The sequence below is a fragment of the Bacillus cereus group sp. RP37 genome, assembly GCF_040459695.1.
In the GTDB taxonomy this organism is placed as follows: Bacteria; Bacillota; Bacilli; order Bacillales; family Bacillaceae_G; genus Bacillus_A.
Genome location: NZ_JARVHP010000001.1, coordinates 2100312 through 2113816 on the forward strand (window position 1 = coordinate 2100312; position 13505 = coordinate 2113816).

Below are 13505 nucleotides of genomic sequence, written 5' to 3' on the forward strand. Positions count from 1 at the left end.
ATATGTTGAAATTGACGTTATATTTAATTGTATAGCTATAGTCTTTATATAAATAATGTTAACTAGGAAGTGGGAGATAGTATGAATCATTGGAACAGAACCTTGAGGCGCATCCTCATGTATGTGCTCGGGTTATTTTTTATGTCAATTGGTATTAGCATGTCGATTCAAGCAGGATTTGGTGTATCGCCTGTGTCATCATTAGCCTATGCAAGTACGCTAACGATTGGTTTGTCAGTTGGTGTGACAATGGCGCTTGCAAATGTTTTATACATTATTATTCAAGTCATATTAAGTAAAAGAATGGAGTTCAATGAATTTATAAGTCAATTCATTATTTCGTTTTTATTTGGGTTCTTCATGGATGCAACGCTCTTCCTTGTACAACTTTTCCCTACGCCTGAAACGATCTTTGCTCGAAGTGTATATTTAATTGTTAGTTTATTTGTTATAGCGGTCGGTTTAATGGGCTATACAACAGCGAAATTACCATTAATGCCGTATGATGCGTTAACGTATGCAATTAGTGAAAAATTTAATTTGAAATTTGGTAAAGCAAAAATTTTGAGTGATTTAATAAACATTTGTGTAGCTGGTACAATCTGTATAGTTTTTATTCAATCTTTAGGCTCAATCGGAATTGGTACACTCATTGCCGCCTATTGTATCGGCAAAATTTTAGGGTGGATGATACCGTATTATCAACCAACTCTTCACGGGTGGGTATTTAAAGCAGAGAAGGCTGCTTAGACTATATACTTCAAATCTCTAAAAGGTGATATTGATAAATCTATGTTCTTATCAATGAAAAAACGCAATTCTTTCTATGAAATTATAGGGAAGAATTGCGTTATATATTATCGCTGTGACCAAAAGAGTGATTTGTTGAAAAACATGTACTTCTAATTTTTATTTCGCTATGAATCACAAACTTGTTTTTTATTTGTGGATATGGCGTCTAATAAAAGGAAAATAGCTGCTATCATATGTAGAACGATGTCTATATAAGGGAAAAAGGCAACTAGAGTAACGATAATACCTATAAAATGAGCGTACGTATTCATGTCTTCTTTTTTAGCTAATAGTATTGTAATGATATGTAAAGTAATCACTGTAAACGGTGGTATCCCATACAAGTCAACTAATCCTGGAGTTAAATAATAACAAGGAATTAGTATAAGGTGGGAGATACCTGTAGTCCACTTTAGTGCTTTTATGAAAGCTTTCAAAGTTATTCCTCCTAAAATGATTTTTATCTATATATTACCAAATATAACAGGTGATTGGATATTATATATTTGTAGATTATAGTAGAATGTAATTTTTTTATGTTAACTAATTATTGGTTATCTATAAAATAGAAAAACCACCCAAACGAGGGTGGTTTGTATTATAAATAACTACTTAAAGAAGAAAGGGAGACTTTCATCTCACTACCTTCCTTCATATTCCGCAGCATAACGGTTTCTGTACTAAGTTCTTCTTCCCCAATAATAAGCACATAAGGGATATTCTCTTTATTTGCGTAATTAAGGGCACGTTTTAGTTTGCGTCCTGCAAGTTCGAGTTCGACTTTTAAGGAAGTTGTATTGCGTAATTGCTGGGCAATTTGCAAGCATTGTAATTCTGTCCCGAGTGGGATGATAAATACATCCGCTGTAGATGATATCGTTTCTTTCTGTGATAGTGCTGTATAAATAACGTCTAAACCGAATGAAATACCGACTGTTGGATAGTTCATATTATCACCACGGAATGCTCCGATAATGTTATCGTATCGACCGCCGCTACCGATGCTGGATGTAATTGAGCCATCTTTTAAAAAGATTTCATACACAGTACCTGTATACATTGTAAGTCCACGCGCTAAAAACGGATTGAATATAGCATTTTCATTTATTCCAAGGGCGATTAAATATTGCTGTAATTGTTGTAATTCGTTTACGCCATCGATAACGAGTGGAGTATTGAAAGCTTCTTTAAAGTCAGCAATTGTAAGCTTTAGACAAGATAAAACAGTATTACATATCGTATCAGCCATTTCTTCAGAAATTCCGCGCTCTAATACATCTTTTCGTACACCATCAATCCCAATCTTTTCGATTTTGTCTAATGATAAAATGACGTCACTCGTTCGTTCAGTAGGGATGTTAATGGACTCGAGAATGCCGTTTAATAATTTTCGGTTATTATATTGGATCGTTACTTCTAAGTTTAACGTTCGGAACAGTTCAAACGCCATGCTCATAAGTTCAGCTTCTGCCATGACAGACTCAACACCGACTATATCAACATCGCATTGTATAAACTCACGAAATCTCCCTTGTTTAATTGGCCCATCTCGAAATACTTTCCCAATTTCATACCGTTTAAAAGGAAGGCGGATGTTCGGATTCATTGCCACAACTTTTGCGAATGGTATAGTTAAATCGTAACGTAACGCAAGGTCGCGTTTTCCTTGATCCTGAAGTGTATATATTTCTTTTAAAATTTCATCACCGCCGCCGTACTTGTATGACATAAGTTCATACATATTTAACGTTGGTGTTTCTAACGGTTTACAACCATAACGTTCAAACGTATCTTCACACGCTCTTTTCATTTTATTTCGCAACACTTGTTCCTCTGGTAAATAGTCTTTCGTTCCTTTTACATTTTTCATTTCCATTGTAATCACTCCTTTTTTAAATTAAAAAAAGCTATGCAGGTATAAAAATACCCACATAGCTTTATGAACGCTTCGTGGGTCAACAGGAAAAGCCCTGTACCCACGAAGAAAAATTTTTCTCCGGATACACGGCGTTACGTATGATGATGAAGTTGGAAAGAAGCATTAAAATTTCGCATTACAAATCTCTCCTTAACATAAGTTTTTCCAAATTATATCAGATGATTTTTGAATTATCAATATTTTTAGTTTTGAAATATAAGTGAAGTTATGTAGGAGAAATGGAAAAGGGTGTATAATAAAAGAAAACTTAATAATATGAAATAACCTTTTAAGGAGATCATTATGAAAAAAGATAAAACAAATGCGATGCGAATACTAGATAAAGAAAAAATTGAATATTCGATGATGTCATATGATTCAAACGATGGGAAAATCGATGGCGTATCAGTAGCCGAGAAAATTGGGCGAGAAGTGAGAGAAGTATATAAAACGTTAATCGCTCAAGGAAATAGTAAAAATTATCATGTGTTTATCATCCCGGTAGATGAGGAACTGAATTTAAAAGCTGCCGCAAAAGCGGTCAGTGAAAAGAAGATTGAAATGATTCCTGTAAAAGATATTACGAAAGTATCAGGATATATTCGAGGTGGTTGTTCACCAGTCGGAATGAAGAAGTTATTTTCTACATGTATTGACGAGAGTGCTCAAAATCTTGAAATGATCATAGTGAGCGGCGGGAGAATTGGTATACAAATTGAGCTGAAAGTGGATGACTTGGCGAAAGTGACGAGAGCGCAGTTTGGTGAAATAACGAAATAACGAAATAATGATACATAGGAAAAGAAGTTCTAGTTTTATTGAATTTAGATAATAATTTATAGGATAGTTAGTCCATTATGGGGCTGATTGTCCTTTTTATTTACAAACTGAATAAAGATTGAATGTTCAGTTTGAGATAAGCATGTAACCTGAATCGTTTGTTTGGCTTTGGGAGGGGGGACAAAGCCTCGGTGCGATGACTTTAAATAAACAAGCAGAGTTACTCTTAAAGATAGACAAGTGACGGGAGAGTGTTTAATGGGGGTTCAAGAAATACCCATAAGAAAGCACGTATGGGGGACCAGTATTTTGGGGAAATCCTACGCTAAGAGTATGCAAGATTTTATACAGTTTTTTAGCTAATCCAGTAACAAACAAGAACACTAAAACCGCGTTAGGATAGGAATGTATAAAAAATGTATAGATTCATAGAACTAAGAAAGAAGATGCCCTTGTGAGAGCAGGGTTCTCTTTTTTCCTTGCTACTGATAATGAGACGTTATGTTAACCTCACATGTATAGAATATACAAGAAAAACACGATACATCACTTTTTATAAATGGTATAATAAGGAAAAAGAGAGGTGAAAAACTAATGGACGACTCTATGTTTGCGTTTCGAGTTGTTTTCAATGCACTAACATCATTCTTTTCCAACGGGGTCTGGGTCGTTTTGTTCTTCTTCTTGTTAAATAAAACGTATGAAAACAAAACTTTCAAAACAGCATCGAGTATTATTACTGTTGTTGTCTTAGTATTTTATTTGTTTTATTGCATTCGGAATAGCATGTAATGCCTTTCTTTGAATAAGGTAGGGAAATCCCCCAGTATCCAAGACTAAATTTTACCCATACATCATTTTTTGGATCTAGCTCTTGAAGATAAAAACTATTTAATTTTCAAGGAACAGTTATTAACTTAAAACTTATTATACGAGGAGGGTGTATCATGAAAAAAATATGCTTTGTATTAATTGTCGACGCTGGTATAAATTATGGTTCAATATTTTCTCTACCATTTTTAAGGAATCAGGATGATTTGAAGGAATGTTTTTCTAAGTAGTATGATGTTTCAATTAATTATATTAGGGATAAAAACTCAGTTGACTATTTGGTAGTTCCCAAACCGTGTCCACCTTTTGATAATGAAAATAATCTTCCAATAATTGAAGTACCAGCAATCTTATTTATGGAAAAGGATTTTGAAAAAATAAAGACTTATATAGACAATTATTTTTCTAATAACTCATAAAGAAAATAAAAGTACAGTAAAAAGAAGTCCAATAAAAAACGAGTGGCGTAGAATATTTCTATTAATCATTCGTTTTTTATTATATTTACATATATTTTTTAAAAGAGGATTATAGACGTTCTGAAAAAAATTAATTATAACAAGAACAGTGTTCGTGCTACTAGGGGTAGCACCACATGCCCATCAACTTAAAAATTTAGAATTACCCCAAAACGAAAAAATGAGCTTTTTTGTTACAAGTTAGCACAAAATTTCGTTCTGGGGATACTATAAAATTTTAGTTTGATGGTGATGTATGGTGCCCCCTAATAAGCGCCTCTCGTTTTTGTTTTTGTGTTGTGTTATCGTTCATTTCGTTATACATCGAAACTGCTTTTTCTAGTTTCTGCGGATCAATACGTTATTTTACTAATTCCAATCCGATAATATTATTGATTAACTTACCTATGCCAACCATTTCTTCTTGTTTAGTTAGTTTCATTTGTCTAACTCTTCCTTATGGTAATTCTCTTGTAAATCTCTTTATTTAAATGTATAATTGTATAAAAAGTCGTAAAATTTAGAATCGAGGTGAACAGCATGAAAAGTTTTGGTATGTTAGTATGCTCTACTATCTTTTCAGTGCTCCTAGTATATTATAATGTCGATTCCTTTTATAATAAATTTACATCCGGGAATACATATTACTGGGTAAACGGTATCCTAGCTGCTGGATTCCTTATATCCTTAATTATTAACATAAAAGATATCTTCAAGAAAAACTACACAACTTCTGAATCGAATTAAGGAGCCTATTATGGTTCCTTTTACTATTCAAAATAAAAAAGCAGCGAACCCGCTACTTACAATTTGTTAATTTCATTTTTTCTTGAAGATATTTTTTGAAGGGTATGAGATATATCCCAACTAACAAAACTTAAAATTAAGATATTTAAATGTATAATAAAGTACAAAAGATATTGAAGGAATAAATAGAAAAGAGGGAATATTGTATGACTAGTCTAAAAAATGTTCTTGAGCTTGATTTTGCATATCTTGAAACCTTTACTAGCCGAATAGAGAAATCATGGGGTTCTATATTTTGTAATGAAAGTAATCCATATTATTATGATGCGAATCATGCACATGTAAGTGTAGTAAGTTTAAATCCACAAATGATAGTAGATGAAGTAGTCCATTTCTATAAGACTAAAAATATAGTACCTAGATTTTATATATACAACTTAGATATGCAAGAAAAACTGATTTCTGAATTACAAATAAAGAATTTTGGATTTGAAGAATTAATAAGTCCAGTCCAATTATGGAATAAGAAATTAACTAAAAAAGATAAAAATGAAAAAGTTACTATTGAAAAGGTATCTGAATTAAATTTTGAAGAAGCTTTAGATATTGAATGTAATATAAAAGAGTTTGGAGGAGGCGAAGTTAGAAAAAAAGCTTTTCAAGATGAATTCCAACATCCAGCATTCACTCATTATCTACTTAGATACAATGGAGTAGCATGTTCCATTGCTTGTATTTTTAAACATGAAAAACAGGCCCGAATGGAAAGTGTAGCTACAATTGAAAAGTTTAGAGGTAAAGGGTTAATAGGTGAACTTATTCATTTTATTCAAAGTGAAGTAATGCATAGAGGAATAGATAATCTTTGGGTGATTCCAATTAACGAAAGAGTAGAAAAAGTGTATGAAAAATATGGATTTGAAACAGTAGAAAAAATTAAAACAGGACATGCATTTTTAGAAGGAAAAAGCATTAAAGAAATTCACGAGGGATAGAAAAAATCAGCTTATTTTGTTAAAGGGGTACCACCCATCCCCATCAACCTAAGAAAACAAATTAACCCCAAAACAAAAAAATCCTTCACATAATATATGAGAGAAAAGGATAGATAAAGGGATTTTAGCCTTATCTATCCTTTTCTGTATTACAAGTGATTACGTTTACTACTCAAAACTTCTATTACTATTTTTATACACCATAACAAATTTAATTAGGTTGTGGTGTACTTTAAAGGCGGTAAACTATCATATCTTAATAGTTCAGAATGTCTTCTAATAAAAGGAATAATCCACATTAATCCAATTGTTATTAGCACAACAGACATTAAAAGAATGATAGTTAATTCAGGTTGTGCTGAAGATGTGCTTGTAGTTGTAGATTTTAAAGCAGAAAAGATATCTCTTGAAGCTACAATTATATTATTAACCATGTGAGCTATTATAGAAGGGAATAAACTTTTAGTTTTTAAGTACATCAAACAAGAAATAATCCCGAATATTGTGGTTCCAAATACATTGTTTAGATGCAAAACACCGAAGCAGATGGAAGAGAATATAACTGCTTTTTTTATTCCGAATTTATATGTAAAACGACTAAGAATAAAGCCTCTGAACAAAATTTCTTCACAGATAGGAGCAATGAAAGAAAGAGTTATAGCTTTCATTAAAACAAACCACATGCTTTGTGTTTTAATTATTTCGTTTGTATCCTCTAGCGAAGTGCTCTTTGGTATTAATGAGAATACCATTACGATTAGCAATAACATACCTAACCCGAAAATCATAGTCATAATTGCTGATGCAAAAATTTTTCTGAAAGAAAAGGAAGATGGTTTTGACAAGTAAGTTTTAAACGAGATATTATATCTTTTAAATTTAAAACCAATCCAAAACATAGGAATAGCATAAATTGAAATAATAAGAGCAATATTCAACTTTACATCTTTAGGAATTTCTGTGAATAATAAAGGCAAAATAAACATCATTATTGCAAAAGAGATAATAGCCCACATTAAAATAAACCTGGTTTTCATATGTTCAAAAATTTTATCCATTAATAGCCTCCTGTAGTTTCATGTATAGTATTCTATATTTTATTATATCATTTTAAAGGTATATTTTGGTATCTTATCTGATGTAGGTTGTCCGCCATTTTGGATCACGTTAGATTGATATTAAGCTAAGATTTTACACTACCTATACAGCAACAATGAAGTGATTTCTGTAGAATTATAGGAAAGGATGGTGTTTCTTTATGAATCTTTCAATTCTTGACGAACTTCAACCGATTGCTGAAGAATTACAACGACATATGTCACCTCATAATCTAGAACTCCTAGCCAAAGAAAAAGGATTTGTTCAGCGAAAGAGTAAATATCAAGCACAGGAGTTAGTTGCTTTATGTGTATGGCTTAGTCAACAAGTCGCAGGTACATCACTCACGCAATTATGTAGCTGTCTAGAAGTATCTACAGGTGTTCTTATCAGTCCTGAAGGACTTAATCAACGATTTAATGCTTCCGCAGTAAAGTTTCTTGAACAAGTTCTAGCTAACCTTCTAACCCAAAGAATTCATTCCACAAAAGAAATAATTCATCAATATATCACAATATTTCAGAACATTCGGATTCTAGATTCTACAACATTTCAGCTTCCAGATAAATTTTCTTCGCATTATCAAGGTTCAGGTGGAAGTAGCCATACAGCAGGAGTCAAAGTTCAATTAGAATATGATCTATTGAGTGGGAAATTCCTGCACGTTTATGTAGGAGAAGGAAGAGAAAATGATAAAACCTTTGGTTCAACAAGCCTACAAACCATTCGACCAAAAGACTTGTATATAAGAGATTTAGGCTATTTCGACTTACATGACTTACAGAAAATCCATGATAAAGGAGCTTACTTTGTCTCACGTTTGAAATTAAATTCTCGAATCTATTGTAAGAATGGTAAGCCAGAGTATTTTCAAAATGGGACCGTGAAGAAAGGGACACTCTATGTTCAGTTAGATACGGAAGAACTCATGAATCAACTGTCCCCTGGTCAAACGATGGAGATTTCAGAAGCATATATTGGACAGTATCAAAAATTGCCAGCTCGTGTTATTATTCATCGATTAACAAAAGAACAAACAGAGAAAAGGTTGAAGGAACAAGCCAAAAAAGAAAAGAAAAAAGGTATTACCTACAAAGAACGAAGTAAACGGTTGAGTGGGATCAACGTGTATATTACGAATCTTTCTCTAGAAACTGTTCCAACGGAACATATTCATGATTTGTATTCATTACGCTGGCAAATTGAAATTTTGTTCAAAACATGGAAATCTTTCTTTCAAATTGACAAGTGCAAAGAAATAAAGAAAGAACGCCTAGAATGCCATTTATATGGGCAACTCATTAGTATTTTACTTTGTTCATCGACTATGTTCAAAATGCGTCAGTTACTCTTGGATAAGAAAAAGAAAGAGTTAAGTGAATATAAATCTATCTACATGATAAAAAATTATTATCTATTGTTTTATGAAGGACTACAGAAAGGCATACATGAATTATTAAAAATTTTACTGCGTTTGTTTTACCTTTTAGAGAAAAATGGAAGGAAATCACACCGGTACGAAAAGAAAACTGTCTTTGATATCTTAGGTGTTGTGTATGACTATATGTTGTCAAAAAGTTTCAAAGTTGCATAATATTTTTTAAAACACCTATTTGATAGGTTTATTTGTTATGCACATCTTTAACGTAGTCGTAGAAATTTCAAAAACACACACTTACATATACTCTCTTGGCACCCTTAGCTTGATGGCAATGGGGTAGCACCAACATTTCGCGAATTTCGTACGCTAAGCAAAATTTCATAAAGAAAAAGCCGATTTCCTGTACGCTAGTGAACTGCACCCCAATTGTTAGACACAGTCTAACAATTGGAGGTGCAGTTTTTTTATGACAAAATTTACGAAGGATTCAAGGTTAAAGCTCGTTCAAGGATTTAATCCAAAAACAATTTCTCAAGCAGAATATGCAAAACAGATGCATATTACAAAGGCGCAATTTCAATACTGGTTGCGCTTATACGAACTCCATGGAGAAGAAGGTTTACACGAGGTCTATACAAATTACACCGTAGAGTTTAAACTAAACGTACTAAATTTTATGGCTCAATCGGGTATATCGTTAATGGATACAGCGGCTATATTCATGATTCCTTCTTTTACAACGGTTTATCAATGGAAGAAGCAATTTGAATTAGGTGGCTTAGATGCCCTTGAACCAAAGAAAAAGGGGCGTCCATCCATGAAAAATAAAAACACAAAACAGGATACGAAAAAAATTCCGGCAGAAGGTTCAGTTGAAGCGTTACAAGCTGAATTAGAACGCTTACGTATGGAAAACGCGTATTTAAAAAAGTTGAATGCCTTAGTTCAAAACAAGGAAAAATCACCAAACAAGATAAGGCACAAGTAGTCTATGAATTAAGGCATGAGTTTCAAGTGAAAGAATTAGTAAAGTTAGCGGGTATCCCTCGAAGCACATATTACTTTTATGTAAAACAAATCGATAGAATCGATCCAGATGCGGATTTAAAAGTAGAAATTAAAGCGATTTATGATGAACACGAAGGTCGTTATGGATATCGTCGTATTCGTGATGAATTAGCCAACCGTAATCAAATAGTGAATCATAAAAAGGTGCAACGAATTATGAAAGAGTTAGGTTTAAAATGCCTTGTACGTATGAAAAAATATAAATCTTATAAAGGAACGGTTGGTAAAATTGCACCCCATATTTTAGAGCGTAATTTTACGGCAGATGCGCCAAATGAAAAATGGGTAACCGATATTACGGAATTTAAATTATTCGGTGAGAAACTTTATGTATCCCCTGTATTGGACTTGTATAATGGTGAAATCATTACTTATACAATTGGCTCTAGACCAACATACTCACTTGTTTCAGAAATGTTAGAGACAGCATTAGAATGTTTACCTGAAAGTCACCAACTATTGATGCATTCAGATCAAGGTTGGCATTATCAAATGAAACAGTACCGTCACGCATTACAAGAAAGAGGTATCGTACAAAGTATGTCTCGTAAAGGCAACTGTTACGACAACGCAGTAATGGAGAATTTCTTTGGAATCATGAAGTCTGAATTTCTCTACATAAAAGAGTTTGAAAGTGTAGAGCATTTCGAAATAGAATTAGAAAAATATATAGATTATTATAATACCAAACGGATAAAGGCAAAATTAAAAATGAGTCCGGTACAATACCGGACTCACTTTTATCAAGCTGCCTAATGAACTAACCGTGCCTAACTTTTAGGGGTCACTTCATAGGGACTCGACTTTTTTAGATTGATATATTTGACTAAAACTCCCGATAATACAATAAGATTCATCATATAATTAATTATTGTTTATCAAGAGAAATTAAATAATTTCCTTACATGCCCAAGCGTCTACCTCTACTTTAAATACAGGAGCTGCTAATGCCACCACATAAATCATAGTAGTACAAGGGAGATGTTCACCTAGAAAATCTCCAATAATTTTTCTTCTCTTATCTGCATTAAAATCACCTACTAAATAAAATACCATCTTAGTTAAATCTTCTACGTTCATATTAGCAGCCACAAGATTTCTTCTAATATTATCTAGAGCTAATTGTAACTGTTCCAATGGATCCTCTGGAACCATTCCATCTATTTCCATGCCTAATTGACCTGATAATGTGAGCCATTTATTAGGACCCGTTACTTCTATTTGATGGACATATGGTGCTACTGGTTTATGTACTGTTTCGGGATTTCGAGATTTCTTCAACTAGAATCATTCCTTTACTGAAATTTTATAATAATCTAAATTATTATATCAGTTTTCTGAGTAGGGTGTTAACCCGCCTTGTTAGTTGAATTATATTTCTTCATAATCTTTTTTTATAATATATTTATCCAATTAAGTTTCTCTAAAAGTACCGAAAACGAACGTTTAAGGAACACTATTTAGTTCTAATAAAACTGAAAGAAATACGGTCAAAAACCAGTTCCAAAACTCATTATCAAAAACAAAGTACCATAACAAACATTAAATGTCGTTTATGGTACTTTGTTAACGTACGGTAAAACCAAGTTTTTCAACTTAGAAATTCCTTAGCGTACGAAATTCGCGTTTTGTTATGGCAACTAAGTTTATTTTTATCGTTGTGGGGGGGCATCAAAATCTTAGGTTGATGGCTATATGGCGGTACCCTATGTACAGAACATCAAATAGATTTCGGCGATTCAGTGTGAAATGTTTAAAACGACAAAAAACTTGGAAGTAAGCAAATTATCGATTGGTATTCCACAGATTTCTTTTGGAGTGGTTTCAGCTGAAGTAGAGGTACATATGAATGAGCACGGTATCGCAGGGTGGATTTTCAAATATTTTGCGAATCCACCCTGTGATAATTTTTTGAGCATTTCATGTTCTGTTTTTACTTTGTAATTTCTGATATGAAATTACGTGAACAAATTATAGCTAGTACAAATAAAGTAGAAGCCTATAATGTTTTTTCAAAATGTTGTAGATATCACTATGATTTTATGGCAACTAAAAAATGAAGGTTATCGCTTTTCACGCCAAGATTTTGGAAACGCTAAATCCTTATATAACAAGACATATAAAACGCTTTGGGGATTATGTGATTGATTTACAGAAGATCACTCAACCAATAGAAAAAACAATCCCTCTATAAGCCTAATGGGGCATGGTTTGGAAATAAAAGTGAGTATATGAATTATTTTTGTACGTATCTAGGCTGTGCCCCTAATTGAATCACGGGCTGTGATTATGAATAATTCTCAAACGTTGAAGAGTGCTTAAGAGACATTTGAATCATTGGAATAATGAATCCTTTTATAAAATTTTGTAGTATAGAATAACTAATTCCAATTATTTTGATGAAATCAAATTTTTTTACTAGGTTCTAATTAAACTTTCTTTTAAATCTACAGCATGTAGAACGGGAGAAGGACGTATTTCCTTTCAGCAAAGTTTTAAAGAATTTTTTGTTATAATCATTAGTTTTTGGATCGTTATGTTTCTCATGTATGGCGAAATCTTGTTACAATAGTCAAGAATAGCTTGGGTACAAATTGATAATGAAATGGGGAAAGATGCTAGATGAAAGCAACCGGAGTAACTAGAAAAGTAGATGAATTAGGGCGTGTAGTAATTCCAAAGGAACTTAGAAATACGCTTGGTATTAAAGAAAAATCACCATTAGAGATTTTTGTAGAAGGGGAAGACATTGTTTTACAGAAGTATCAGCCTGGTGGTGTTTGTGCATTAACAGGAGAAGTGTCAAATCATAACATAGCATTAGCAAATGGTAAGATAGCATTAAGTCCAGAAGGTGCAGAATTATTAATAAAAGAAATAGAACAATACCTTGTAAAATAAGAGGCTCCTTTCAAGGGGCTTTTTTAATATAGGAAATATAAAACTTAATGTACCTTGATATTCAATAAAAATGATATATATATAATCAATAGTCTGAATTTAATCTTATGTTGAGTTAATCCGTTAAATAGATACTGTATTGTTTGTTTTGAAAAGATTAGCAAATAAGTTAGTGCCAGATGCTGAATTATAGGAAAAAAAGAAAAAGGACGCTTAGCTTTAAGAGACTAAACGCCAAAATGAATAGATAAAATATAAGTACATAGAGGGGAGAGTGATTCCCCGACTCATTATAAGTATATCATAGAATCAGGTTATAAAGAAAAATAAATGACAATTAGGCTTGTTAAATGGAAAAGCGGAGAAATAACAGCTACTATGTTTATGCAAATGTTAGAGCTAAAGAAAAACACGTTTTACAAAATAATGAAGGAATATGAGGAAATAAAGTAGCATCTCTCCTATGAGAAATCCTACTTTTTCTCTGGTTGTAAGAATCTTGAAGTTTTTGTATCAGAATAGTATTGTGTATATCG

At 32.5% G+C, this 13505-nt stretch carries 12 protein-coding genes and 4 pseudogenes; 11 read left to right on the top strand and 5 right to left on the bottom strand.

Going from position 1 to position 13505, the window contains the following annotated elements; all coding sequences use genetic code 11:
* Positions 1-81 precede the first annotated feature (81 nt).
* Positions 82-750 carry a YczE/YyaS/YitT family protein gene (locus tag QCI44_RS11110; RefSeq protein WP_033659731.1) on the top strand — a complete coding sequence of 223 codons (669 nt, stop codon included), beginning with the start codon at positions 82-84 and terminating at the stop codon, positions 748-750.
* 167 nt (positions 751-917) lie between these two features.
* Here the strand turns inward: QCI44_RS11110 and QCI44_RS11115 are convergent, their stop codons facing one another.
* Both QCI44_RS11115 and QCI44_RS11120 read right to left on the bottom strand, forming a co-directional pair.
* Complete coding sequence (locus QCI44_RS11115; protein ID WP_016087043.1) at positions 918-1229, bottom strand: hypothetical protein; 312 nt, start codon at positions 1227-1229, stop codon at positions 918-920.
* A gap of 161 nt (positions 1230-1390) precedes the next feature.
* Positions 1391-2668: a histidine--tRNA ligase gene (locus QCI44_RS11120; RefSeq protein ID WP_016087044.1), complete on the bottom strand. Its 1278-nt coding sequence runs from the start codon at positions 2666-2668 to the stop codon at positions 1391-1393.
* A 345-nt stretch (positions 2669-3013) separates the two neighbouring features.
* Here QCI44_RS11120 and ybaK point away from each other — a divergent pair, with 345 nt between their 5' ends.
* From ybaK to QCI44_RS11130, 3 genes and pseudogenes are all read left to right on the top strand, one after another.
* Positions 3014-3490: a Cys-tRNA(Pro) deacylase gene (gene ybaK / locus QCI44_RS11125; protein WP_016087045.1), complete on the top strand. Its 477-nt coding sequence runs from the start codon at positions 3014-3016 to the stop codon at positions 3488-3490.
* A gap of 594 nt (positions 3491-4084) precedes the next feature.
* Positions 4085-4282: a hypothetical protein gene (locus QCI44_RS30620; protein ID WP_002096482.1), complete on the top strand. Its 198-nt coding sequence runs from the start codon at positions 4085-4087 to the stop codon at positions 4280-4282.
* A gap of 155 nt (positions 4283-4437) precedes the next feature.
* Positions 4438-4740: pseudogene (locus QCI44_RS11130) on the top strand (hypothetical protein).
* Positions 4741-5017: 277 nt separating this feature from the next.
* Here the strand turns inward: QCI44_RS11130 and QCI44_RS11135 are convergent.
* Positions 5018-5221: pseudogene (locus QCI44_RS11135) on the bottom strand (hypothetical protein).
* Between the two features lie 98 nt (positions 5222-5319).
* Here QCI44_RS11135 and QCI44_RS11140 point away from each other — a divergent pair.
* Both QCI44_RS11140 and QCI44_RS11145 read left to right on the top strand, forming a co-directional pair.
* Positions 5320-5526 (top strand): hypothetical protein, encoded by a 207-nt coding sequence (locus QCI44_RS11140; RefSeq protein ID WP_087953181.1) that lies wholly within the window; start codon positions 5320-5322, stop codon positions 5524-5526.
* Positions 5527-5732: 206 nt separating this feature from the next.
* Positions 5733-6521 carry a GNAT family N-acetyltransferase gene (locus tag QCI44_RS11145; RefSeq protein WP_173601999.1) on the top strand — a complete coding sequence of 263 codons (789 nt, stop codon included), beginning with the start codon at positions 5733-5735 and terminating at the stop codon, positions 6519-6521.
* Positions 6522-6736: 215 nt separating this feature from the next.
* On the opposite strand, the gene QCI44_RS11150 is transcribed toward QCI44_RS11145, so the two are convergent.
* Positions 6737-7579, bottom strand: a complete 843-nt coding sequence (locus QCI44_RS11150; RefSeq protein WP_087966744.1) for a type II CAAX endopeptidase family protein — start codon at positions 7577-7579, stop codon at positions 6737-6739.
* Between the two features lie 200 nt (positions 7580-7779).
* On the opposite strand from QCI44_RS11150, the gene QCI44_RS11155 reads away from it, so the two are divergent.
* Both QCI44_RS11155 and QCI44_RS11160 read left to right on the top strand, forming a co-directional pair.
* A complete protein-coding gene (locus tag QCI44_RS11155; RefSeq protein WP_353811124.1) occupies positions 7780-9213 on the top strand; it encodes an IS4 family transposase in 1434 nt (477 codons plus the stop codon).
* Between the two features lie 253 nt (positions 9214-9466).
* Positions 9467-10824, top strand: a protein-coding gene (locus QCI44_RS11160; RefSeq protein ID WP_353811125.1) for an IS3 family transposase whose coding sequence is annotated in 2 segments (ribosomal slippage) — positions 9467-9923 and positions 9923-10824 — 1359 coding nt in all. Because the reading frame shifts where the segments join, the coding sequence is not laid out codon by codon here.
* 132 nt (positions 10825-10956) lie between these two features.
* Here QCI44_RS11160 and QCI44_RS11165 read toward each other — a convergent pair.
* On the bottom strand, positions 10957-11349 hold the full coding sequence (locus QCI44_RS11165) for a RidA family protein (protein ID WP_000749684.1): 393 nt from the start codon (positions 11347-11349) through the stop codon (positions 10957-10959).
* A gap of 662 nt (positions 11350-12011) precedes the next feature.
* On the opposite strand from QCI44_RS11165, the pseudogene QCI44_RS11170 reads away from it, so the two are divergent.
* From QCI44_RS11170 to QCI44_RS11180, 3 genes and pseudogenes are all read left to right on the top strand, one after another.
* Positions 12012-12262 (top strand): annotated as a pseudogene (locus QCI44_RS11170) (Tn3 family transposase); the annotation flags it as partial.
* A 428-nt stretch (positions 12263-12690) separates the two neighbouring features.
* The gene (locus tag QCI44_RS11175) at positions 12691-12969 is read left to right on the top strand and encodes an AbrB/MazE/SpoVT family DNA-binding domain-containing protein (RefSeq protein ID WP_016087048.1); all 279 of its coding nucleotides are present in this window, start codon (positions 12691-12693) and stop codon (positions 12967-12969) included.
* Positions 12970-13317: 348 nt separating this feature from the next.
* Positions 13318-13422: pseudogene (locus tag QCI44_RS11180) on the top strand (recombinase family protein); the annotation flags it as partial.
* Positions 13423-13505 lie beyond the last annotated feature (83 nt).

Excerpts from the sequence above, each read along its gene's own strand:
- QCI44_RS11175 (WP_016087048.1), top strand. The coding sequence starts at position 12,691 with ATGAAAGCAACCGGAGTAACTAGAAAAGTAGATGAATTAGGGCGTGTA.
- QCI44_RS11145 (WP_173601999.1), top strand. The coding sequence starts at position 5,733 with ATGACTAGTCTAAAAAATGTTCTTGAGCTTGATTTTGCATATCTTGAA.
- QCI44_RS11150 (WP_087966744.1), bottom strand. The coding sequence starts at position 7,579 with ATGGATAAAATTTTTGAACATATGAAAACCAGGTTTATTTTAATGTGG.
- QCI44_RS11155 (WP_353811124.1), top strand. The coding sequence starts at position 7,780 with ATGAATCTTTCAATTCTTGACGAACTTCAACCGATTGCTGAAGAATTA.
- ybaK (WP_016087045.1), top strand. The coding sequence starts at position 3,014 with ATGAAAAAAGATAAAACAAATGCGATGCGAATACTAGATAAAGAAAAA.
- QCI44_RS11140 (WP_087953181.1), top strand. The coding sequence starts at position 5,320 with ATGAAAAGTTTTGGTATGTTAGTATGCTCTACTATCTTTTCAGTGCTC.
- QCI44_RS11110 (WP_033659731.1), top strand. The coding sequence starts at position 82 with ATGAATCATTGGAACAGAACCTTGAGGCGCATCCTCATGTATGTGCTC.
- QCI44_RS11120 (WP_016087044.1), bottom strand. The coding sequence starts at position 2,668 with ATGGAAATGAAAAATGTAAAAGGAACGAAAGACTATTTACCAGAGGAA.
- QCI44_RS30620 (WP_002096482.1), top strand. The coding sequence starts at position 4,085 with ATGGACGACTCTATGTTTGCGTTTCGAGTTGTTTTCAATGCACTAACA.